This window comes from Mesorhizobium sp. Root102, assembly GCF_001425625.1.
GTDB lineage: Bacteria > Pseudomonadota > Alphaproteobacteria > Rhizobiales > Rhizobiaceae > Mesorhizobium.
The window spans coordinates 13,321-33,867 of the sequence record NZ_LMCP01000044.1; the positions used below are offsets into that span (position 1 = coordinate 13,321).

The window sequence follows — 20,547 nt, forward strand, 5'->3', positions numbered from 1 at the left end:
AACAATCGAGGAGACCAAGATGTTGCATCAGCAGAAAATCAGGACCACGGCCGGTCGCGGTCGCCTGTTCGACAGCATTCTCGACACCGTCGGCGATACGCCGGTGGTCCGTATCAACAATCTGGGACCAGCCCACGCGACCATCTACGTCAAGGCCGAGTACTTCAATCCCGGCGCCTCGGTGAAGGATCGTCTGGCGCTCAACATCATCGAGGAGGGCGAGCGCAGCGGTGCGCTGAAGCCGGGCCAGACGGTTGTCGAGGCGACCAGCGGCAACACCGGCATCGGCCTGGCCATGGTCTGCGCGCAGAAGGGCTATCCGCTGGTCGTCACCATGGCCGACAGTTTTTCCGTCGAGCGCCGCAAGCTGATGCGCATGCTGGGCGCCAAGGTGGTGCTGACGCCGCGCGCCGAAAAAGGCGTTGGCATGTACAAGAAGGCGGTGGAACTGGCTGAGGCCAATGGCTGGTTCCTCGCCCGGCAGTTCGAGACGGCCGCCAATGCCGCCATCCACGAGGCGACCACGGGGCGGGAGATCGTCAATGATTTCGCCGGTTCGCGGCTCGACTACTTCGTCACCGGCTATGGTACCGGCGGCACCGTCGTCGGCGTGGCACGCGTGCTGCGCCGCGAGCGGCCGGAAACCCGCATCGTGCTGTCCGAGCCGGCCAACGCGCAGCTCATCGGCAGCGGCAAGGCGCAGCAGCGCGGTGCCGATGGCGCTCCCGCTGCCAGCCACCCGGCCTTCGAACCGCACCCGATCCAGGGCTGGACGCCGGATTTCATCCCCAACGTGCTGCAGGAGGCCATCGACTCCAGCCTCTACGACGAGGTGATGCCGATTGCCGGGCCCGAGGGCATCAAATGGGCCAAGGCGCTGGCACGCCAGGAAGGCATCTTCACCGGCATTTCCGGTGGCGCCACCTTCGCAGTGGCGCGGCAGGTCGCGGAGAAAGCGACGGCCGGGGCGGTGATCCTGTGCATGTTGCCCGACACCGGCGAACGCTACATGTCGACGCCGCTGTTCGACGGCATAGAGACCGAGATGGACGCCGACGAGATCGCCCTGTCGCGCTCGACGCCCGGCTGCCAGTTCCCGGCGGCTTGACGGGAGATCCGCTATGGACGCCGTGCAAGAACCCCTCGGCCTGGTGGCCGAGGAAACGCTCGATCCCCTGGACTGGGCCGATGTGCAGGCCCTGTCGCACCAGGTCATCGACGATGCGGTCGATTATCTGCGTGACGTAGGCGACCGTCCGGTCTGGCGGGAGATGCCGGCCGATGTGAGAGAGGTCTTCGCGGCACCGCTGCCGCGATCGCCGGCGCCGCTCGCCGCTGTCTATGGCGAGGTCTCGCGCACGGTGATGTCCTATCCGATGGGCAACATCCATCCGCGCTTCTGGTCCTGGTATATGGGGTCCAGCAATTTCACCGGCGCGCTCGGCGATTTCCTGGCGGCAATCCAGGGTTCCAACCTCGGCGGCGGCAACCACGCCGCTGGGCTGATGGACAGCCAGGTGGTGAATTGGTGCAAGCAGATGCTGGGCTTTCCGGCTTCTGCCAGCGGCACGCTGGTCAGCGGCGGCTCGATGGCCAACCTTATCGGGCTGACCGTGGCGCGCAACACCAAGGCTGGCATCGACGTGCGCGAGCACGGCGTTGCTGCGATCGAGAAGCCGTTGCGTTTCTATGGCTCGGACCAGATCCACTCCTGCCACCGCAAGGCGATGGAAGCGCTCGGCCTCGGCAACCGGGCCCTGCGCCGCATCGCGACCGATGCCGGACTGCGCATCGACATCAATGCCTTGCGGGCGGCGATCGCCGAAGACCGCGCGGCCGGGTTCAAGCCGGCCTGTGTCATCGGCAATGCCGGCACGGTGAACACCGGGGCGATAGACGACCTGCGGACACTCGCCAAGCTGGCCCATGAGGAGGACCTCTGGTTCCATGTCGACGGCTGCATCGGCGCGCTGATCGCCATCGCGCCCGAAAATGCCCATCGCGTCGCGGGCATCGAATGGGCCGATTCGGTCGCGCTGGATCCGCACAAATGGCTGCATGCGCCGTTCGAGGTCGGCTGTGCCCTGGTCAGGGATGCCGCCGCGCATCGCCGGACCTTCGCGGTGACGCCGGAATACCTGGAATCGACGCCGCGCGGCCTCGCTTCCGGCGAATGGCTGCACGATTACGGCTTGCAGACGTCGCGCGGCTTTCGCGCGCTCAAGGTGTGGATGGCGCTGAAGCAGCATGGCGTCGACAAGTTCGGCCGCCTGATCGACCAGAACATCGCACAAGCTCTCTATCTCGCAGGATTGATCGAGGCCGAGCCTGACCTGGAGCTGGCGGCATTGCCGACCATCAACATCGTCTGTTTCCGCTATCAGCTCAGCTTGGCCGGCGAGGCGCTGAAGGCGCTCAACACCGAGATCATGCTGCGGCTGCAGGAACAGGGTATTGCCGCGCTGTCGGACACCACGGTGCATGGCGAGCACTGGCTGCGCGTGGCGATCACCAACCATCGCACAAGGCGCGGGGATCTCGACCTTCTGGTGGGTGAAACGATGCGGCTGGGGCGCGAAATCGCGGCGCAGGGTGCTGCGTCTTCCTAGTCACCGGCAGGCATGCGATTCTGCCGCTCTGATTCGCGAGGTCCGACGGTGACGCTCTTTCGTATGGCTGCACTGGCGGCCTTTGTCTTCACCACCTCGGCGCAGGCCGCCGAGATGGCCTTCTTCATCAAGAACCTGCGCAAGGAAGCGGTTGCGGTCGAACTGTTCAGCCGCGACCGCGAGACGGTCTGGCCGGGCAACGACAAGGTGTTCCTGATCGACCCCAGTTCGCAGAAATCCGTGCCGCTCTCGTGCAATCAGGGCGAACGCATCTGCTATGGCGCCTGGGTCGATGGCAACGACAGCATCTCGGCCGGCGTCGGGCCGGACAATGACCAGCCTTGCGACAATTGCTGCTTCATCTGCGTGGAGCACTCGACCGAGACGATCGATCTGGTGCCGTAAAAGGGAGAAGCTGGCGTCGGACCCAAATTAAGTCAGGGATCAGGTCACCCGATCCACTTCCGCGATTCAATGCAGCATGCAATGGTCGCCCCGCGGCCGGGTGGGCCGCTACTTCAGGGGGTTACCATGCTTTACACCTATGCGCGCCGCACGCTGGTCGCGCTGTCGCTTGCCACACTGTTTGCGCCGTCCGCGCACGCCGCCGATATCACCTTCGCAATCAAGAACAGCCACCCCAACGCCATGCGCGTCGAGCTCTACAGTCAGGACCGCGACTATGTCTGGCCGGGCGAGGACAAGGACTATTTCCTCGACGATGGCGAGACCAAACAGCTGCCGATATCGTGCAACGAGGGCGAATCGATCTGCTACGGCGCCTGGGTCGATGGCGACGAGGGCACCTATTGGGGCGTCGGTCCCGGCAACAAGGAAAAATGCGAGGATTGCTGCTATACCTGCAACGGCGGCGAGACCGAGGAAATCGATCTGGTCCCCTGACCGGCTTGACGGGTTTCCCTGCTGGAGCCATAGCCTCGACAGATACCCAGAGCGCGCCGTGTCTGTCCGTTCAGACGCGCCGTGCTTCAGGCAAAGGAGCCCAGCTATGGCCGGCATGGTCGAAAGCGACAAGATCGACGTCGGATTCTCCGGCAGGCGCTGCATCCATTCGCGCAATTGCGTGCTGGGCGATCCGCATGTCTTTGTGCCCAACGCGCCGGGTCAGTGGATCCATCCCGACGCGGCCAGCGTCGAGAAGGTGGTCGCGATCGCCGAAAGCTGCCCCTCGGGCGCCATCACTTACATCAGGAAGGATGGCGGGCCGCAGGAGCAGCCGCCGGTGGTCAACACCGTGCGGCTGCGGGAAAACGGCCCGCTAGCCGTGCATGCCGAGATCGTGCTCGACGGCGAAACGTTTTACCGCGCCACGCTATGCCGCTGCGGCACCTCGGAAAACAAGCCGTTCTGCGACGGCAGCCACAACAAATCAGGTTTCACCGCCACCGGCGAGCCGGCGCTGAAGGACACGCCGGCGCTGGAGGCGAGGAATGGCCCGCTGAAAGTGACGCCGACCACCAACGGCCCGCTCAAGCTCGAAGGCAATGTCGAGATCGTCACCGGCACCGGCCATACGATCGACCGCACGCAACGCACCTTCCTCTGCCGCTGCGGCCATTCCGCCAACAAGCCGTTTTGCGACAACACGCATAAAAAGATCGGCTTCGTGGCATGAAAGGAGGTCCGCCAGCGTTAGTGTAGGATGAGGGTCTCGCGCTAAGGAGGAAATCCATCATGCGCACCATGCTTGTTCTTGCTTTGCTTGCCTTTGCCATGCCCGCCTACGCCGCCAATCATGCGGTCCAGATCAAGGGCATGAAATTCAACCCGTCGAAAATCTCGGTCGCTGTCGGCGATACCATCACCTTCACCAATGCCGACCCGATGACGCACACCGCCACCGCGCTTGACGGCTCCTTCGACACCGGCCATCTCGCCACCGGCAAGAGCGCCAAAGTCAAGATATCAGCCGCCGGCGCGCACCCATTCCATTGTGCGATCCATAGCTCGATGAAGGGCACTGTCACGGCGAAATAGTGGCATCTCGCCAGACTCTCTTCCGCCATGGCGGGAAGACTTCCAGCGTCGGTGGGAGGTGGTCACTGACGTTGCGGCCAAAGCCGCCGATCTCCCCCATAAGGGTTCCCTTGAGGGGGGAGATCAAGTCCTCATCATGGTCATCGCGTGTTGGCCCAGCGCTCGCGGCTTTATCGCCCGCTCCGTATCGGCTAAGGGCAGGGCAGAAAAATTCGCCAGCCGGACCGCCATCAGAAATGACCGTCAAGACCAAGCCAAAGCCCCTGTTCCTCGGGATCGATACCGGCGGCACCTACACCGATGCCGTGCTGTGGTCAGAAACGGAAGGCCCGCAGCAGGGGCCGAACAAGGGCAAGGTGCTGGCCAAGGCCAAGGCGCTGACCACACGGCATGATCTTGCCGTCGGCATTTCCGGCGCCGTCGACGCGGTGCTGCAGAAGGCTGGCACCGATCCCGCCGCGATCAAGCTGGTTTCGATGTCGACGACGCTTGCCACCAACGCACTGGTCGAGGGCCAAGGCGGCCGCGTCGCGCTGGTGATGATCGGCTTCTCCGAGGGCGACCTCGCCCGCGACGGGCTGAAGGCAGCACTTGGCACCGACCCGGTGGTTTTCTGTCCTGGCGGCCACGACGTGCACGGCAATGCTGCAAAACTGGATCTGTCCGGGCTGGAAGCGGCGCTGCCGGAACTCGGCGCATCGGTGTCCGGCTTTGCCGTCTGCGCCTATTTCGCCACCCGCAATCCGGCGCACGAGGTCGCCGCCCGCGAGCTCATCCGCGAAAAGACCGGGCTGCCGGTAACCGCCAGCCACGAGCTGTCGGCCAAGCTCGGCGGTCCGCGCCGGGCGCTGACGACGCTGCTCAACGCCAGGCTGATCTCGATGATCGACCGGCTGGTGGCGGCGACCGAAGGTTTTCTCGAAGCACGCAACATTGCGGCACCGCTGATGGTGGTGCGCGGCGATGGCGCGCTGGTTTCGGCGGCGTTTGCCCGCCAGCGGCCGATCGAGACCATCCTCTCCGGACCGGCCGCCAGCCTCGTGGGCGCCCGCCACATGACCGGGCTCGACAACGCCATGGTGTCCGATATCGGCGGCACCACCACCGACGTCGCCGTGCTCGACGGCGGCCGGCCGCGGCTCGATCCGGAGGGCGCCACCGTCGGCGGCTTCCGCACCATGGTCGAGGCTGTCGCCATGCGCACCTTCGGCCTCGGAGGGGATTCTGAAGTGACGCTGGAAGATGGCGCGCTCAACCCGAAGATCCTGCTCGGGCCACGCCGCCTGGTGCCGCTGGCGCTGGCTGGCATGGCGCATGGCAGCGCCGTCACATCGGAACTCGAACGCCAATTGCGGGCGCCCAATCCCGGCCGCATGGACGGCCGCTTCGCGGTGCGCACCGGCGTGCCGGACAGGCTCGCCGCCGGATTGACCGGCGCCGAAGCCAGGCTCTACGAGCTGATTGGTGCTGTGCCGCTCGCCATCGACAGGCTTTTGACCTCGAACGCGCAGAACGCGACGCTGAACCGGCTGGTGTCGCGCGGGCTGGTGCATGTCGCCGGTTTCACCCCGTCGGACGCCGCCCATGTGCTGGGCAAGCAGGCAAACTGGGATCCCGTTGCCGCGCGCCTCGGCGCCGAACTGTTCGCCCGCAAGCGCGACGGCCGTGGCCAGTTCATCGCCGCTTCGCCAGAAGCGCTCTCGGAACGGGTGCTGGTGACGCTGACGCGCTGGTCGGCCGAATACATTCTCGAAACCGCCTTTGCCGAGGACGGCCTCGATGGCGCGTCGACGGTGGCGCATGCGCTGGTGCAGCGCGCGGTCGACGCCCATCCCGGCATTGCACGCTTAACCGTGGCGCTCGACCGACCGGTCATCGGCCTCGGCGCCTCGGCGCCGCTGCATTATGCCGGCCTGCCACCCTTGATCGGCAACGACTGCGTGGTGCCGGAAGACACCGATGTCGCCAATGCGCTTGGTGCCGTCGTCGGTCAGGTCAGGGTTTCGGCCGAGGCGCGGGTCAGCCAGCCCAAGGAAGGGCTGTTTCGCCTTGCCTCGGGCGAAACCGTACGCGATTTCCTCGACGAGGCGGCGGCGATCGCGGCGGCCGAGGCCGATGTCCGCGCCATCGTCGCCCAGCGTGCCAGGGATGCCGGCACCGATAGCGCCGAGATCGACGTTTCGACCGAGTTCCGCGTCTCGACCGTCGAAGCCCAACGCATGTTCATAGAGGCGCATGTGGTGGCGGTGGCCTCGGGAAGGCCGCGGATTGCGGTTTGAGCGAGGCGGCGAAATACGCCACCTTCACCCTAAGCTGAATTGACCCTGCACCCCTGACATGCCAAAGGCCCGCAAAGCCTTTCATCTGGAGTAGCCTGATGACCGATCGCATCGAGATCGCCGGATTGCGGATTGCCCGCGAGCTGCATGAGTTCGTGGCCAGGGAAGCGCTGCCGGGCACGGGCATCGAAGCCGACGCCTTCTGGAACGGTTTTTCGGCCATCGTCCATGACCTGGCGCCGAAGAACCGGGCGATGCTGGCAAGGCGCGACGCCATCCAGGAACAGATAGACGGCTGGTACCGCGACCATGGCGCACCCGTCGACATGGAGGCCTACAAGGGCTTCCTGAAAGAGATCGGCTATATCGTTCCGGAAGGGCCGGCCTTCAGCGTGTCGACGGGCAATGTCGACCCGGAAATCGCAATCGTTGCCGGACCGCAACTGGTCGTGCCGGTGATGAATGCCCGCTATGCGCTCAATGCCGCCAATGCGCGCTGGGGCTCGCTCTACGACGCGCTCTATGGCACCGACGCCATTCCCGAAACGGATGGCGCGGAGAAGGGCAAGGCCTTCAACCCGGCGCGCGGCGCCAAGGTCGTTGCCTGGACGAAGACCTTTCTCGATGAGGCTGCCCCGCTCACCTCGGGCAAATGGGCTGGTGTCAACGGTTTGTCGCTGGCGCAAGGCGGGTTGCGGCTGAGTGCCGGTGCCGGCTCGACCACGCTGGCCGAACCGAAGCAATTCGTCGGCTACCGTGGCGATGCCGCCAATCCCGATGCGGTGCTGCTTGTGCGCAACGGCCTGCACATCGAGATCGTGATCGACCGCAACAACCAGATCGGCCGCACCGATCCGGCGGGGATCGCCGATGTCATCCTGGAATCGGCGCTGACCACCATCCAGGACTGCGAGGATTCGATCGCGGCGGTGGATGCGCAAGACAAGGTCGTCGTCTACCGCAACTGGCTTGGCCTGATGAAGGGCGACCTGACGGAAGAAATCACCAAGGGCGGCAAGAGTTTCGTCCGCAAGCTCAACCCCGACCGCGCCTACACCGCGCCCGCCGGCGGCACGCTGACCCTACCCGGCCGCTCGCTGATGCTGGTCAGGAATGTCGGCCACCTGATGACCAACCCGGCGATCCTTGACCGCGACGGCAACGAGGTGCCGGAAGGCATCTTGGATGCGGCTATGACGGCGCTGATCGCGCTGCACGATGTTGGGCCGAACGGCCGCCGCGCCAATTCCCGCGCCGGCTCGATGTATGTCGTGAAACCCAAAATGCACGGGCCCGAGGAAGTCGCCTTCGCCGTCGAGATATTCGACCGTGTCGAGGCCCTGCTCGGCATGGCCAGGAACACCATCAAGATGGGCATAATGGATGAGGAGCGGCGCACCACCGTCAATCTCAAGGAAGCAATCCGCGCGGCGAAGGAGCGTGTCGTATTCATCAACACCGGCTTCCTCGACCGCACCGGCGACGAGATCCACACCTCGATGGAAGCCGGTCCGATGATCCGCAAGGGCGACATGAAGCAGGCCGCCTGGATTTCCGCCTACGAGGCGTGGAATGTCGACACAGGACTGGAATGCGGGCTGGCCGGCCACGCCCAGATCGGCAAGGGCATGTGGGCGATGCCAGATCTGATGGCGGCGATGCTGGTCGAGAAGGTCGCCCATCCCAAGGCCGGCGCCAACACCGCCTGGGTGCCATCGCCGACGGCGGCGACGCTGCATGCCACGCACTACCACAAGATCGATGTCCACGCGGTGCAGGCAGCGCTGAAGAACCGGCCCAAGGCGAAGCTCGACGACATTCTGTCGGTGCCTGTCGCCGTGCGGCCGAACTGGTCGCCCGAGGACATCCAGAAGGAACTCGACAACAACGCGCAAGGCATTCTCGGCTACGTCGTGCGCTGGATCGACCAGGGCGTCGGCTGCTCGAAAGTGCCAGACATCAACGATGTCGGCCTGATGGAAGACCGCGCCACGCTGCGCATCTCGTCGCAGCACATCGCCAACTGGCTGCACCACGGCGTGTGCAGCAAGGACCAGGTGATGGCGACGATGAAGCGCATGGCCGGCATCGTCGACCGCCAGAACGAGGGCGACCCGCTCTACCGGCCGATGACGGTCGACTTCGACAAGTCGATCGCCTTCCTCGCCGCCTGCGACCTGGTCTTCAAGGGCCGCGTTCAGCCCAACGGTTACACCGAGCCGGTGCTGCACGCGCGGCGGCTGGAGCTGAAGGCGCAGCAGGGCTGAAGAGGTACGCGGCCCGCCCCTGCCGCGAATGGGGGGCGGGTCTTCGAACTGGCTTCCGGCCAGAGAAAAGGCGTTAGGGAGCCGTATGGTCCAGGAGCCGGATGGAGGGATCGCGCCGGTGCTCGGAGTTGACGCGATCGACGCCTTCCACCGTGATCGCTATCGTTCCGTTTTCTATCCTCGCGATCCATCCCTTCGCTTTCATGTACCAGAGATGAAACTCGAGATGCTCTCGCGGGCAGCCTGACAGGCGTTCGAGCTCTACATCTCCGATCCCCGGATCGGTGACGTCGTGGCGGCGCTTCGCGTAAAGCAGCGACAGCAGTTTGGCCTGGATCACAGCATCCCGCTCGATGCCTTTGGCGTTGCTGGCCTCCTCGGTCAACTCGCGGCGAAGGCCGGCATGGTCTCTATACGCGATGTCGTATTGAGCGCGCTTGACGGGATCCTTGAGCGTATTGTGGGCTTCCACGATTTCGCTGAAGCGGGCTTCATCCCCAGTGTGCTGATTGTCTGGATGATAGCGCATCGCAAAATAGCGAAATATGCGCTCCAGCGTTTCCGAGTTGGCGTTCGGGCTAACTTCCAAAACTTCGTAGTAGTCAATGAACATATCGGTACACCCTCAACCGCAATCATATTCGTATTGTCTAAATAAGGAATATCCAATGCAGCAGCCAAGATTTTAGTCCGGCACCGATGCGACACGTTCTGGGGTGAAGACGAAGAAATGGCCGACGTCCGTTCGGTGGGGCCGTTGGGTGGGGAGGACGCCGGCCAAGCGGACAATCAGATCCGCCGCATTGCAGAGATGTTCGATTCGTTGGGTGGCGGTTATGGCGTGATCGCGGAAGGCAACGTTGCGGAGCCGGCTTGTCGCGCGATCGCCTGCTGCCAGATTTCGCCCGCGGACCAAAAACCACAACCCGTAAGCACGGCCATTGGCAGGCAAGTGACCTAAGCCGCTTGCGCCACCCGCTCCGAACTCATCCGATAAGAAATCGCTTCGGCCAGATGGATGCGGCCGACGGTTTCGCTGGCGTCGAGATCGGCCAGCGTGCGCGCCACTTTCAGCACGCGGTGGTAGGCGCGCGCGGAAAAGGCGAGCTTCTCGCTGGCGTCCTTGAGCAGCGACAGGCCGGCGGCGCCAGGCATGGCTATCTCCTCGATGACTGAGGGCGCGCAATGCGCGTTGGTGGTGGCCCGGGTAGCGCCGAGCCGTTCGAACCGCTCGCGCTGGATGGTGCGGGCGCGCGCCACGCGCAGCGCCACATCGGCACTTTTCTCCGCCCGGTCGGGCCGGATCAGGTCGCTGGCCGACACCGCCGGCACCTCAATCCGAAGATCGATGCGGTCGAGCAGCGGGCCTGATATCCGCGCCTGGTAGTCGGTGCGGCAGCGCTCGCCGCGCAGGCAGCGATAGCCCGGTTCGCCGGCCATGCCGCAGCGGCACGGATTCATCGCCGCCACCAGCTGGATGCGCGCTGGATAGGTGACGCGATGGTTGGCCCGCGCGATCATGCAGTCGCCTGTCTCGAGCGGCTGGCGCAGCGCATCGAGCGTCTGCGGCGTGAACTCCGGAAATTCGTCGAGGAACAGCACGCCGTGATGCGCCAGCGACACTTCACCCGGCCGCGCGCGGATGCCACCGCCGACCATCGCCGCCATCGAGGCCGAGTGGTGCGGCGCGCGGAACGGCCGCCGGTCGGTCAGCTTGCCCTCCCCGAGCTCTCCCGCCACCGAGGCGATCATCGAGACTTCGAGCAATTCCTTCGGCGCGAGCGGCGGCAGGATCGACGGCAGCCGCTGCGCCAGCATCGACTTTCCCGATCCGGGCGGGCCGATCATCAGCAAATTGTGCCCACCGGCTGCCGCCACTTCCAGCGCCCGCTTGGCGGTCTCCTGGCCCTTGATGTCGGCGAGGTCGGGCAGGTCGCGCGCCGCGGCGTGGATTCCGGCCTCCGGCCGCGACAGCACCTGCGTACCGCGAAAATGGTTGGCGATGGCGATCAGGCTGCGCGGCGCCAGAATGTCGAATTCCCGCCCGGCCCAGGCAGCTTCCGGCCCGCAGGCGAACGGGCAGATCAGGCCCTTGCCCTCGGCATTGGCGCCGATCGCCGCCGGCAAGGCGCCAGCGACCGCGGCAATCGTGCCGTCGAGCGACAACTCGCCAAGCACGACATAGCCGGCCAGCATGTCGCCAGGAATGGCGCCCAATGCGGCCATCAGGCCAAGCGCGATCGGCAAATCGTAGTGGCTGCCTTCCTTGGGCAGGTCGGCGGGTGCCAGATTGACCGTGACCTTCTTCGACGGCATCGACAGGCCGGAAGCATGAAGTGCTGCCTGCACCCGCTCGCGGCTTTCGGCCACTGCCTTGTCGGCGAGGCCCACGATGTGCATGTTGACCTTGCCGGGCGCGATCATCACCTGCACGTCGACCGGCACGGCCTCGATACCCTGGAAAGCGACCGTGCGAACCCGCGCCACCATCGTGCAACCCCAATTTAGGCTGGCCCCAGCCCGTGCGATCAGGCCAGGAACGGCCCCTCGGGGAGACAATCACAATTCCTTGGTCAAATCAAGAACATTACAGGAACATGTGAACGCGCAGGTTGCAGCCGAATTGAGCCCGGTTGCAAAACCGGAACATGGTTAAGACAAAGTAAAAACGGACTACGTCCGCCGCTTGTCCTCGACCGCATCCCAGAACAGGCTGGCGATGTCGGCGCCGCCGAAGCGCTTGACCTCGCGCACGCCGGTCGGCGAGGTCACGTTGATCTCGGTCATGTAGTCGCCGATGACGTCGATGCCGACGAGGATGAAGCCGCGCTCTTTCAGCGACGGCCCGATGCGGGCACAGATCTCGCGCTCGCGTTCCGTCAGCTCGGTTTTCTCGGCGCGGCCGCCGACATGCATGTTGGAGCGGGAATCATGCTCGGCCGGCACCCGGTTGATGGCGCCGACCGGTTCGCCGTCGATCAGGATGATGCGCTTGTCGCCCTTGCGAACGTCCTTCAGATAGCGCTGCACGATATAGGGCTCGCGGAACATCTGGCCGAACATTTCGAGCAGCGAGGCAAGGTTGCGGTCGGCCTCGTGCAGATGGAAGATACCGGCGCCGCCATTGCCGTAGAGCGGCTTGACGATGATGTCGCCGAACTCCTTGCGGAAGGCGGCAACTTCGAGCGGATCCTTGGTGATCAGCGTGTCCGGCATCAGGTCGGAAAACTCGGTGACGAAGATCTTTTCCGGGCTGTTGCGCACCCAGGCGGGGTCGTTGACCACCAACGTCCCGGGATGGATGCGCTCCAGAATGTGCGTGGTGGTGATGTAGTTCATGTCGAAGGGCGGATCCTGGCGCAGCAGGACGACGTCCATCTCCGACAGATCGGTACGCACCTCCTCGCCCAGCGAATAATGGCTGCCCTTCTCGTCGCGCACCTGCATTTCCTCGATGCGGGCAAACACCTTGCCGTCGCGCAACGACAGCCGGTCTGGCGTGTAGTGGAACAGCTTATGGCCGCGCCGCTGCGCTTCCAGCGACAGCGCGAACGAGGTGTCGCCGGCGATCGACACGGTGGAGATGTGGTCCATCTGGACGGCGATTTTAAGCTTCATGGCGGGTCTCCGGCGGCTCGGATGGGCGACTGTCTTGCCTGTACAGGCTCACTGCCCGTCTGCCAATCGCGACATTTGAAGATTGGCATCAGCAACTCGCAAAGCTGAGCTGGCCTCCAATCTTGCCGACCAACCAACTGCCGTCGCTGGCCTGCGCGGATCGCATTCACAAACGGGTGCTGCGCCCGAACCCTCTCGTGTCCGGTCGGATGGCTGAAGATGTGCATGAAAAAAGCTTCGACGCGCACCGCGGCGACCTTCCCGAAGGTGACGCATTTTACCCGCGAATAATCGATTTGGGGATACGTTTCCTAAAGGGTTTGCTGCCAGTCTCGGAAATAAATTCCGACGTCACAAAACAGGGACACCGATGCAAACTTCGTTTGGCACCGGTCAGGCAAACAGGGAGAGCACGGATCTGGCATTCACAGATCCGTTGACCGGGCTTGGCAACCATCGCCGCTTCTTCGACAAGGTCGATCGCTTGATCAGCGACCGTGCCGACGATCCCGCACCCTTTACCGTCGGCATTCTCGATCTCGACGGCTTCAAGCCGATCAACGATTTGTTCGGCCACAAGGCCGGTGACGATATCCTGATACAGGTCGCCATGCGGCTGCGCGCCTCAATGGACGGCCACTCAACGGTCTGCCGCATCGGCGCCGACGAATTCGCCTTTCTCTATCCCCTGGTGTTCAGCGAGGATGCAGCGGCCGAAAGGTCTCGCATGCTGATCGAGATCCTGTCGGCGCCCTATGATGTCGGCGAACGCACAGCCAGGCTTTCGGCCTCGGTGGGCTGCTCGCTGTTCTATTCCGGCGACGAGACCACTGAGATCCTCATCAACAAGGCAGAGACGGCGCTTTATCACGCCAAGCGTTCCGGCCGTGGCCGCGTCGTCGTCTACACCCGCGAGATGGAAGAGGCGGCCAAGCGCGTCACCCGCATCGAACAGGCGCTGCGCCGGGCCGTTTCGGCCGGCGAGGTGGAGCCGCATTTCCAGCCCATCGTCGACCTCAACACGCGCCGCACCATCGGCTTCGAGACGCTGGCGCGCTGGACCGATCGCGACCTGGGCTCCGTGCCGCCAACGGTCTTCATTCCCATTGCCGAGGAGCGCGGTATCATCGGCCCGCTGTCGCAGCTGGTGCTGCGCAAGGCGACAGAGGCGGCCAGAAGCTGGCCGAAGGACCTGTTCCTTTCGTTCAACCTGTCGCCCTCGCAGCTCGTCGACCAGAACACTGGGCTGCACATACTGGCGATCCTCGACCGCACCGGATTCGATCCGCGCCGGCTGGAGATCGAGATCACCGAGACCGGCCTGATGAACGACCCGGCCTCGGCCGCGCAGATCGTCGAGGATCTGCGCCGCGTCGGCATCCGCGTCTCGCTCGACGATTTCGGCACTGGCCAGTCCTCGCTCGGCCGTCTGCGCGAATTCCATTTCGACAAGCTCAAGATCGACCGCGCCTTCGTCTCCTCCATTCTCGATGACAGGCCGTCTGAACACATCATCCGCGCCATTCTCGCCATGTGCGAAGGGCTCGGCATGGACGTCGTCGCCGAAGGCATCGAGCAGGAAGCGCAGGCCGACCGCCTCGTCCAGTTCGGCTGCGCCGGCGGACAGGGCTATCTGTTCGGCAAACCGGTCGATGCCGCCGCTACGCTCGGCTATCTCCGCGATTCCTTCCGCGGCGCCCTGCGCGCCAAGGCGATCTGACCGGCGATCCCCCGCGGCCCGCAATCCCGACAGTGCGGTTGTGCGCATCCGGTGCGGCGCATTGTCGTTTTGTCTGACATAAGCCCAGAAATCCGGCGGTTCGCCCTTGCCCGCGCGCCTTGCGTGGCTAGGATGCGCGCCGGTCACGACTACAGCGCCGCGCGTCCTCTTGGACGCGCAAAGGACGCTGTAGCAATTTACATTTTGCGCATGATCCCTTTCCGAAAATCGATCCGATTTTCGGGGTCATGCGCTGGGAGACAAGAACGATGATGCCATCGGCGCATTTTGCCGACCTCGAAGGAGCCTCGGTGCTGATTACCGGTGGCGGCTCCGGAATTGGCGCGGCACTGACCGAGGGTTTTGTGCGCCAGGGCGCCAATGTCGCCTTCATCGACATCGCCGATGGCCCAAGCACGGCCCTTGCCGACCGCATCGAAAAAGAATTCGGCAAGCGGCCGCTCTATCTCAAGACCGACCTGCGCGACGTCGAGACCCTGCGAGTGTCCGCCGCGAAGGCCGCCGAGGCGCATGGCGATGTCACCGTGCTGGTCAACAATGCCGCGTGGGACGAACGCCACGCCGTCGAAGACGTGACGGTCGAATTCTGGGACAACAACCAGGCCATTAATCTGCGGCCGCATTTCTTCACCGCGCAAGCGGTGACGCCGGGCATGAAGCGGGCTGGCGGCGGCTCGATCATCAACTTCACCTCGACATCCTACTTGATCAACCACCCCGACATGCCGTCCTACACGGCCGCCAAGGCCGGCATCCTGGGTCTGACCAAGGGGCTGGCCGGCAAGCTCGGCGTCGATGGTATCCGCGTCAACGCCATTGCGCCCGGATGGGTGATCACAGAGCGGCAGAAGGAGCTCTGGGTGACCGAAGAGGCGCTTGCCGCCCATGTCGCCAAGCAGTGCATCAAGCAGGTAATGCAGCCGGACGACATCGTCGGCACCGTGCTGTTCCTCGCCTCGGACGCCTCGCGCATGCTGACGGCGCAGATGCTGATCGTCGATGGAGGTTTCTTGTGAGCCCAGAGTTTGCCGGCAACGCGCCGGCGGTAGCCGCAGTCGACTGGGGCACGACCCGCATGCGCGTCTGGCTGATCGATGGGCAAGGCAAGGTGCTTGCCGAACGCCGCGGCGATGATGGCTTGATCACCGCGCAGCAGAAAGGCTTTTCGACACTTCTCGAGGGGCATCTGGCGGCGATGGGAGCACCGGAGGCGCTGCCCGTCATCATCTGCGGCATGGCCGGCTCTCGTCAGGGCTGGCTGGAAGCGCCCTATGTCACCGTGCCGGCGCCGATCGATGCCATCCTGGCGGGTGCCGCCAGCGTGCCCGGCCAGAGCCGTGACATCCGCATCGTTCCGGGTCTTGCCCAGCGGCTGACTGACGCGCCCGACGTCATGCGCGGCGAGGAAACCCAGCTTGCCGGCGCCGGCCTGCCGGCCAAGGGACGCCAACTGGTCTGCATGCCCGGCACCCATTCGAAATGGGTGCAGGTCGAGGACGGCGCCGTTGCCGGCTTCGGCACCTGGCCGACCGGCGAGCTGTTCTCGGTGCTTGCCGCGCATTCGATCCTGCGCCATTTGCTCGGCGAACATCCCAAGCCCGTCACATCGGACAATCCGTTCTTCCACCGCTGGTGCGAAACCGCATTGGGCGAAGGCGGCGATGTCACCTCGCGGCTGTTTTCCATCCGCGCCGCCGGCCTGCTGCAGGACCTGAAAGCCGACGATGCCGCAGCCTGCCTGTCCGGCCTTTTGATCGGCGGCGAGATCGCCTCTGCCAGCCGCCGCCACGGCGCCGGAGCGGAACCCGTGGTGCTGGTTGCCTCCGGCGCGCTGGCCGCGCTCTACCAGGCCGCCCTTGGTCTTGCCGGGCTTGAGGTCCGGAATGTCGACGCCGACGAGGCGGTGCGCGCCGGTCTCGTCGAGGCGGCGCGCGAGAACGGCATGATCGCCAGAATTGGAGCAACCCGATGAGCCAGACCGCACCTTTCCCCAAGCTCAAGCGCGGGCTGGTCGCCATCCTGCGCGGCCTCAAGCCGACTGAGGCGATCGCCATAGGGCAGGCGCTGTTCGACGCCGGCATCGAGGCGATCGAAGTGCCGCTGAACTCACCGGAGCCGTTTTCGTCAATCGCTGGGATCGTCGAAGTGCTTCCGAAAACCGCTTTGGTTGGCGCTGGCACGGTGCTGACACCAGCCGATGTCGATGGCCTGCACAAGGCAGGCGGGCGGTTGCTGGTCAGCCCCAACATCGATGCCGAGGTGATGGCGCGCGCCATGCACTACGGCATGGTGACCATGCCCGGCGTGTTCACGCCGACCGAGGCTTTCCTGGCGATCAAGCTCGGCGCCTCGGCCCTGAAATTCTTCCCGGCGAGCGTGCTGGGTGCCGGCGGCATTTCCGCGATGCGCGCGGTCTTGCCGGCGCAGACATTGGTCGGCGCCGTCGGCGGCGTCTCTGAAAAAGACTTTGCCGGCTACAAGGCGGCGGGCGTGACGGCCTTCGGACTTGGCTCCAGCCTGTTCAAACCGGGCATGAGCGTCGACGACGTGGCGGCCCGCGCGCACGCCGCGGTCACGGCCTGGGACGCGGTGTTCGGGGAAGCATGATGAGCGAGGTTTCGGTTTTCTCCGATTACATCTGCCAGCTCGGCGAAGGGCCGAGCTACGATCCCGCCACCGATGCGCTGTTCTGGTTCGACATCGTCAACGGCCTTTTGTTGGAGCAGGGCGTCGCCTCCGGTTCGCTGAAGATCCACGACCTCGGCCAGATGGCCAGCGCCATCGCCGTCATCGACGACAAGCGCCAGCTGATCGCCACCGAGACCGGCCTGCACGTACGCGACGCGGCGACAGGCAAGCTGACACTGCACACACCTGTTGAAGCCGACAATGCGCTCACGCGTTCCAACGATTCGCGCGTCCATCCCTGCGGCGCATTCTGGGTGGGCACGATGGCCAAGGACGAGAGCAAGGGCGCGGGCTCGATCTACTGGTTCTTCAAGGGCGAGCTTCGCCGTCTGTTTTCCGACATCACCGTCTCCAATTCGATCTGTTTTTCTGAAGACGGCGCACTCGCCTACTACACCGACACCGCGACCGGCCTGTTGATGCGCGTCGCCTGCGACCCGGCTACCGGCCTGCCTGCGGGCGAGCCGAAGGTGTTCGTCGATCACCGCTCGTCCAAGGGCTATGTCGACGGCTCGGTCGTCGACCGCGACGGCGTGCTGTGGAACGCCGTCTGGGGCGGCAAGGTGGTCAAGGCCTATTCGCCTGAAGGCGCGCTGCTGCGCGAAATCCCGATACCGGTGACGCAGCCGTCCTGCCCGGCCTTTGTCGGCCGGAAAGCCGATCGTCTGGCCGTCACTTCCGCCTGGAAGGGCAAGGACGAAAAGCAGCGTCAGATCGATCCGCAGGCGGGCATGACCTTCCTGCTCGACATCCCCGTCAACGGCCGCTTCGAACCGCGCGTGCTGATCGCCTGATTGAACTGTGGCCGCCCGTCGGCGATGCGTTGTCACGCATCCGTCCGACCCGGTCGGTTTCGCGGGAGCCGATTGCCTTCACCGTGCGATGGTAGGCAATCGTACCGCCGGGAATCGTTCACCTCATGCCGAGCCGCAGGCCAAGACTGATCCTCGTTTATGAGCCGGAGAAGGCTTGCTTCGACCGTCTGGTCGCCGACGGTCATGCACCGGAGCGCGCTGCCGAAATCGCATCCTATCTGGCGCAGTCGACGGACCTCGCTCTCGAATTCGGGGCGCTTGGCCGGGCCTGCCAGGCACGCGGCCTGTCTTTCACGCCGGTGGCGCTGGACGACGCCGCGAGCGTGCTCGCCGGCGAGCATCCCAGCACAACGCTGGTCTGGACGCTGACCGACGGCATCGCCTATTTCCGCGGCGGCGCGGCGCCCGCCTTGGCGCGACTGGGCGGCTTCAAGACGATCGGCGCCGACGATGCGCTGTTCGCGCTCTGCCAGGACAAGTTCCGTTCCGGCGCCGTGCTTGGCGCGCTCGGCCTACCGGTGCCGCAGGCCGGTCTTGCACGCGACGGCAAGTGGCTGGTCGATCCGCCGGCCTCTGCGGCCGGCTGGTTCGTCAAGCCCAACCGGCTCGGCGCCAAGATCGGCATCTGGCCGGATTCGCATGTGGCCGACCTCAGCCACGCGCTGGAGCTCAGCCGGCGCGTTTTTGCCGCCTATCGCGATGATGTCGTCGTCCAGCCCTATGTCGCCGGCCGCAACGTGCGCGGCAGTTTTCTCGGCCTGGTGCCTGGCGCCGGGGTCGAAGCGCTTGGCGTGGCCTTTGTCGATTCAGGCGCCGATTTCCAGACCATGGCGGATAGCCTGGCGCTCTATGGCGACACTGGCGAGGCAGCGAAAGCGGCGGGACACTACGCCGAACCGGAACTCGTCGCGGTTGCCGACAGCCAGCCGGCCGCCGACGCCAGGATTCGTGCCATCGCGGAGCGGCTGATGAGCCGGCTCGGCCTGCGCGATGTGTTTTCCATCGATCTCAGGGTCGAGGCCGACGACACTGTCCATCTCATCGAGTTCGAGGTTTGCCCCGGCCTGCCCTGCTTCGATTTCCGCGCCTACTGCCGCCAGCAATGGGGTCTCGATCTGGCCGATGCCATGGCCGAAACCGCGGCGAGCCGGCTGATCGGCCACGCGTGTCGCGTTTAATGGCGCCACGGCAGATCGCAGACCGACCAGCAGGCCTTATCCCCGAGGCATTCGCTCGAACGCCTGCAAGGACGGATCCATCTTGTCCCAGGCATGAGCGCGGATGGTATAGGTGACCGCCTGCGGATTGAACTGGTCCGGGTCGTCAAGGCTGGTGGCGTTGATCGCTATGAACTCCGGCATGGCGACGAATGTCAGGTAGACCGGCGTCCCGCAGGTCGGGCAGAAGGCGTGGATCTTTTCATTGCCGCTGGCGCCCGCCGCCCGCCAAGTGCTCGCCTCGCCGGTGATCGCCATATCGGCGCGCCGGCCGAAGGTCATATAGGATCCATGGCCCGTGCCTGAGCGCTTCTGGCAATCGATGCATTGGCAGTGGTTCTGGAAGATGGGCTCGCCGCTGGTTTCATAGCGGATCGCGCCGCATGCACAGCCGCCGGTATAGCGCTTGGTCATTGTCATGCTCCCGCTGCGATCAGGGCTGATTTCGGTTTGGCGAACAGGTCGATGCCGCTTCCGGTTTCCAGGAAGGATTTCATGCTCGACAGCACGGCCGGCCAACCCTGGCTGACGCCCTTCGCCATGCCGCTGCCGGCCTCGAGTTCGTCATGGCAGACGGTCAGCCGCACCATGGTGTCGTATTCCTCGATGGCGAACGTCACGCGGCTGGTTTTCGACGGATCGTCGGCCTGCGAAGCGTTGGCCCAGGTGATGACGAGGCGGGTCGGCGGCGAGATCTCGACGACCTTGCCGACGAGTTCGACGGTCCGTTCGTCATTAGCGCGGATGTGCTCCCATTTCGATCCCGCCTTCCAGTCGGAGACGTTCTCGTGGCCCCAGTAGCGCCTTGCGACATCAGGCTTGATGATGGCCTCGAACACCTTCTGCGGCGTCGAGCGGATATAGGTCACGTAGACAAAGCTGGTCGTCTCTCTGGTCATTGGTCCTCTCCTTCGAGTTCTTGCTTGAGGTCGTGCAGCAGGCTGAGCCGCTGCCGTTCGAATTTCCGCACCCAGCGCTCGTAGACTTCGTGCAGCGGTACGGGGTTGATGAAATGTAGCTTTTCGCGGCCGCGCTTGACCGTGCTCACCAGATTGGCCGCCTCCAGCAGGTCGAGGTGCTGGGTGGCGGATTGCCTGGCCATGTCCAGGTTTTCGCAAAGCTGGCCGAGCGTCTGCCCGTTCTGCTCACACAGAAGGTCAAGCAGCCTTCTGCGTGTCGGGTCGCCCAGCGCTTTGAAAACCTTGTCGGCGTCCATGATCTCGCTCGTTTGTAAGATCGCAATATGCAGGTAAATACCTGCATGTCAAGCGGCAGTCAGCCCGGCGTCGCAATGGCTCAAAGCGAAGGCTGTTCG

The 20,547-nt window shown here is 64.7% G+C and carries 21 protein-coding genes; 15 read left to right on the forward strand and 6 right to left on the reverse strand.

What is annotated here, in order from left to right:
• Nucleotides 1-19 precede the first annotated feature (19 nt).
• The 8 genes from cysK (at nt 20) to ASD12_RS24765 (ending at nt 9,153) form a co-directional block, all read left to right on the forward strand.
• Complete coding sequence (cysK, locus tag ASD12_RS24730) at nt 20-1,108, forward strand: cysteine synthase A (protein WP_056592546.1); 1,089 nt, start codon at nt 20-22, stop codon at nt 1,106-1,108.
• A gap of 13 nt (nt 1,109-1,121) precedes the next feature.
• Nucleotides 1,122-2,609 carry an aspartate aminotransferase family protein gene (locus ASD12_RS24735; protein ID WP_056592549.1) on the forward strand — a complete coding sequence of 496 codons (1,488 nt, stop codon included), beginning with the start codon at nt 1,122-1,124 and terminating at the stop codon, nt 2,607-2,609.
• A gap of 48 nt (nt 2,610-2,657) precedes the next feature.
• Nucleotides 2,658-3,014 carry a hypothetical protein gene (locus ASD12_RS24740; protein WP_056592553.1) on the forward strand — a complete coding sequence of 119 codons (357 nt, stop codon included), beginning with the start codon at nt 2,658-2,660 and terminating at the stop codon, nt 3,012-3,014.
• Between the two features lie 126 nt (nt 3,015-3,140).
• Complete coding sequence (locus tag ASD12_RS24745) at nt 3,141-3,512, forward strand: hypothetical protein (RefSeq protein ID WP_056592556.1); 372 nt, start codon at nt 3,141-3,143, stop codon at nt 3,510-3,512.
• Nucleotides 3,513-3,618: 106 nt separating this feature from the next.
• Nucleotides 3,619-4,245 (forward strand): CDGSH iron-sulfur domain-containing protein, encoded by a 627-nt coding sequence (locus ASD12_RS24750; RefSeq protein ID WP_056592559.1) that lies wholly within the window; start codon nt 3,619-3,621, stop codon nt 4,243-4,245.
• A 59-nt stretch (nt 4,246-4,304) separates the two neighbouring features.
• On the forward strand, nt 4,305-4,607 hold the full coding sequence (locus ASD12_RS24755; RefSeq protein WP_027052789.1) for a cupredoxin family copper-binding protein: 303 nt from the start codon (nt 4,305-4,307) through the stop codon (nt 4,605-4,607).
• A 236-nt stretch (nt 4,608-4,843) separates the two neighbouring features.
• On the forward strand, nt 4,844-6,886 hold the full coding sequence (locus ASD12_RS24760; RefSeq protein WP_056592563.1) for a hydantoinase/oxoprolinase family protein: 2,043 nt from the start codon (nt 4,844-4,846) through the stop codon (nt 6,884-6,886).
• Between the two features lie 98 nt (nt 6,887-6,984).
• Nucleotides 6,985-9,153 (forward strand): malate synthase G, encoded by a 2,169-nt coding sequence (locus ASD12_RS24765; protein WP_056592566.1) that lies wholly within the window; start codon nt 6,985-6,987, stop codon nt 9,151-9,153.
• Between the two features lie 73 nt (nt 9,154-9,226).
• Here the strand turns inward: ASD12_RS24765 and ASD12_RS24770 are convergent, their stop codons facing one another.
• Nucleotides 9,227-9,766, reverse strand: coding sequence for a J domain-containing protein (locus ASD12_RS24770; RefSeq protein WP_056592569.1), 540 nt, complete (start codon nt 9,764-9,766; stop codon nt 9,227-9,229).
• A gap of 117 nt (nt 9,767-9,883) precedes the next feature.
• Between ASD12_RS24770 and ASD12_RS24775 the strand changes: the two genes are divergently transcribed.
• The gene (locus ASD12_RS24775) at nt 9,884-10,114 is read left to right on the forward strand and encodes a hypothetical protein (RefSeq protein ID WP_056592572.1); all 231 of its coding nucleotides are present in this window, start codon (nt 9,884-9,886) and stop codon (nt 10,112-10,114) included.
• On the opposite strand, the gene ASD12_RS24780 is transcribed toward ASD12_RS24775, so the two are convergent.
• Nucleotides 10,111-11,643, reverse strand: coding sequence for a YifB family Mg chelatase-like AAA ATPase (locus ASD12_RS24780; protein WP_056592575.1), 1,533 nt, complete (start codon nt 11,641-11,643; stop codon nt 10,111-10,113). The two genes, ASD12_RS24775 and ASD12_RS24780, sit on opposite strands and share 4 nt — an antisense overlap.
• A gap of 183 nt (nt 11,644-11,826) precedes the next feature.
• The gene (gene gshB / locus ASD12_RS24785; RefSeq protein ID WP_056592578.1) at nt 11,827-12,771 is read right to left on the reverse strand and encodes a glutathione synthase; all 945 of its coding nucleotides are present in this window, start codon (nt 12,769-12,771) and stop codon (nt 11,827-11,829) included.
• Nucleotides 12,772-13,141: 370 nt separating this feature from the next.
• Here gshB and ASD12_RS24790 point away from each other — a divergent pair, with 370 nt between their 5' ends.
• The 6 genes from ASD12_RS24790 to ASD12_RS24815 all read left to right on the forward strand — a co-directional run bounded on the left by ASD12_RS24790 (nt 13,142) and on the right by ASD12_RS24815 (nt 19,193).
• Nucleotides 13,142-14,491, forward strand: coding sequence for an EAL domain-containing protein (locus ASD12_RS24790; RefSeq protein WP_056592581.1), 1,350 nt, complete (start codon nt 13,142-13,144; stop codon nt 14,489-14,491).
• Between the two features lie 269 nt (nt 14,492-14,760).
• Complete coding sequence (locus ASD12_RS24795; RefSeq protein WP_056592584.1) at nt 14,761-15,528, forward strand: SDR family oxidoreductase; 768 nt, start codon at nt 14,761-14,763, stop codon at nt 15,526-15,528.
• Nucleotides 15,525-16,484 (forward strand): 2-dehydro-3-deoxygalactonokinase, encoded by a 960-nt coding sequence (locus ASD12_RS24800; RefSeq protein WP_056592588.1) that lies wholly within the window; start codon nt 15,525-15,527, stop codon nt 16,482-16,484. Before ASD12_RS24795 ends, ASD12_RS24800 begins: the two co-directional genes overlap by 4 nt.
• Complete coding sequence (locus tag ASD12_RS24805; RefSeq protein WP_056592590.1) at nt 16,481-17,119, forward strand: 2-dehydro-3-deoxy-6-phosphogalactonate aldolase; 639 nt, start codon at nt 16,481-16,483, stop codon at nt 17,117-17,119. Before ASD12_RS24800 ends, ASD12_RS24805 begins: the two co-directional genes overlap by 4 nt.
• Nucleotides 17,119-17,994: an SMP-30/gluconolactonase/LRE family protein gene (locus ASD12_RS24810; RefSeq protein WP_056592593.1), complete on the forward strand. Its 876-nt coding sequence runs from the start codon at nt 17,119-17,121 to the stop codon at nt 17,992-17,994. The genes ASD12_RS24805 and ASD12_RS24810 overlap by 1 nt, the downstream gene beginning before the upstream one ends.
• 125 nt (nt 17,995-18,119) lie before the next feature.
• Nucleotides 18,120-19,193: a D-alanine:D-lactate ligase-like protein gene (locus ASD12_RS24815; RefSeq protein WP_056592596.1), complete on the forward strand. Its 1,074-nt coding sequence runs from the start codon at nt 18,120-18,122 to the stop codon at nt 19,191-19,193.
• Nucleotides 19,194-19,229: 36 nt separating this feature from the next.
• On the opposite strand, the gene ASD12_RS24820 is transcribed toward ASD12_RS24815, so the two are convergent.
• From ASD12_RS24820 to ASD12_RS24830, 3 genes are read right to left on the reverse strand one after another with little or no spacing between them, the layout of a single operon-like run.
• On the reverse strand, nt 19,230-19,646 hold the full coding sequence (locus ASD12_RS24820) for a GFA family protein (protein WP_056592598.1): 417 nt from the start codon (nt 19,644-19,646) through the stop codon (nt 19,230-19,232).
• A gap of 2 nt (nt 19,647-19,648) precedes the next feature.
• The gene (locus ASD12_RS24825; RefSeq protein ID WP_056592602.1) at nt 19,649-20,131 is read right to left on the reverse strand and encodes an SRPBCC family protein; all 483 of its coding nucleotides are present in this window, start codon (nt 20,129-20,131) and stop codon (nt 19,649-19,651) included.
• Complete coding sequence (locus ASD12_RS24830) at nt 20,128-20,448, reverse strand: helix-turn-helix domain-containing protein (RefSeq protein WP_056592605.1); 321 nt, start codon at nt 20,446-20,448, stop codon at nt 20,128-20,130. Before ASD12_RS24830 ends, ASD12_RS24825 begins: the two co-directional genes overlap by 4 nt.
• Nucleotides 20,449-20,547 lie beyond the last annotated feature (99 nt).

Bases quoted from the DNA above. Each gene is read 5' to 3' on its own strand.
- cysK (WP_056592546.1), top strand. From the start codon at position 20: ATGTTGCATCAGCAGAAAATCAGGACCACGGCCGGTCGCGGTCGCCTG.
- ASD12_RS24735 (WP_056592549.1), top strand. From the start codon at position 1,122: ATGGACGCCGTGCAAGAACCCCTCGGCCTGGTGGCCGAGGAAACGCTC.
- ASD12_RS24745 (WP_056592556.1), top strand. From the start codon at position 3,141: ATGCTTTACACCTATGCGCGCCGCACGCTGGTCGCGCTGTCGCTTGCC.
- ASD12_RS24750 (WP_056592559.1), top strand. From the start codon at position 3,619: ATGGCCGGCATGGTCGAAAGCGACAAGATCGACGTCGGATTCTCCGGC.
- ASD12_RS24755 (WP_027052789.1), top strand. From the start codon at position 4,305: ATGCGCACCATGCTTGTTCTTGCTTTGCTTGCCTTTGCCATGCCCGCC.
- ASD12_RS24760 (WP_056592563.1), top strand. From the start codon at position 4,844: ATGACCGTCAAGACCAAGCCAAAGCCCCTGTTCCTCGGGATCGATACC.
- ASD12_RS24765 (WP_056592566.1), top strand. From the start codon at position 6,985: ATGACCGATCGCATCGAGATCGCCGGATTGCGGATTGCCCGCGAGCTG.
- ASD12_RS24770 (WP_056592569.1), bottom strand. From the start codon at position 9,766: ATGTTCATTGACTACTACGAAGTTTTGGAAGTTAGCCCGAACGCCAAC.
- ASD12_RS24775 (WP_056592572.1), top strand. From the start codon at position 9,884: ATGGCCGACGTCCGTTCGGTGGGGCCGTTGGGTGGGGAGGACGCCGGC.
- ASD12_RS24780 (WP_056592575.1), bottom strand. From the start codon at position 11,643: ATGGTGGCGCGGGTTCGCACGGTCGCTTTCCAGGGTATCGAGGCCGTG.
- gshB (WP_056592578.1), bottom strand. From the start codon at position 12,771: ATGAAGCTTAAAATCGCCGTCCAGATGGACCACATCTCCACCGTGTCG.
- ASD12_RS24790 (WP_056592581.1), top strand. From the start codon at position 13,142: ATGCAAACTTCGTTTGGCACCGGTCAGGCAAACAGGGAGAGCACGGAT.
- ASD12_RS24795 (WP_056592584.1), top strand. From the start codon at position 14,761: ATGATGCCATCGGCGCATTTTGCCGACCTCGAAGGAGCCTCGGTGCTG.
- ASD12_RS24805 (WP_056592590.1), top strand. From the start codon at position 16,481: ATGAGCCAGACCGCACCTTTCCCCAAGCTCAAGCGCGGGCTGGTCGCC.
- ASD12_RS24810 (WP_056592593.1), top strand. From the start codon at position 17,119: ATGAGCGAGGTTTCGGTTTTCTCCGATTACATCTGCCAGCTCGGCGAA.
- ASD12_RS24815 (WP_056592596.1), top strand. From the start codon at position 18,120: ATGCCGAGCCGCAGGCCAAGACTGATCCTCGTTTATGAGCCGGAGAAG.
- ASD12_RS24820 (WP_056592598.1), bottom strand. From the start codon at position 19,646: ATGACCAAGCGCTATACCGGCGGCTGTGCATGCGGCGCGATCCGCTAT.
- ASD12_RS24825 (WP_056592602.1), bottom strand. From the start codon at position 20,131: ATGACCAGAGAGACGACCAGCTTTGTCTACGTGACCTATATCCGCTCG.
- ASD12_RS24830 (WP_056592605.1), bottom strand. From the start codon at position 20,448: ATGGACGCCGACAAGGTTTTCAAAGCGCTGGGCGACCCGACACGCAGA.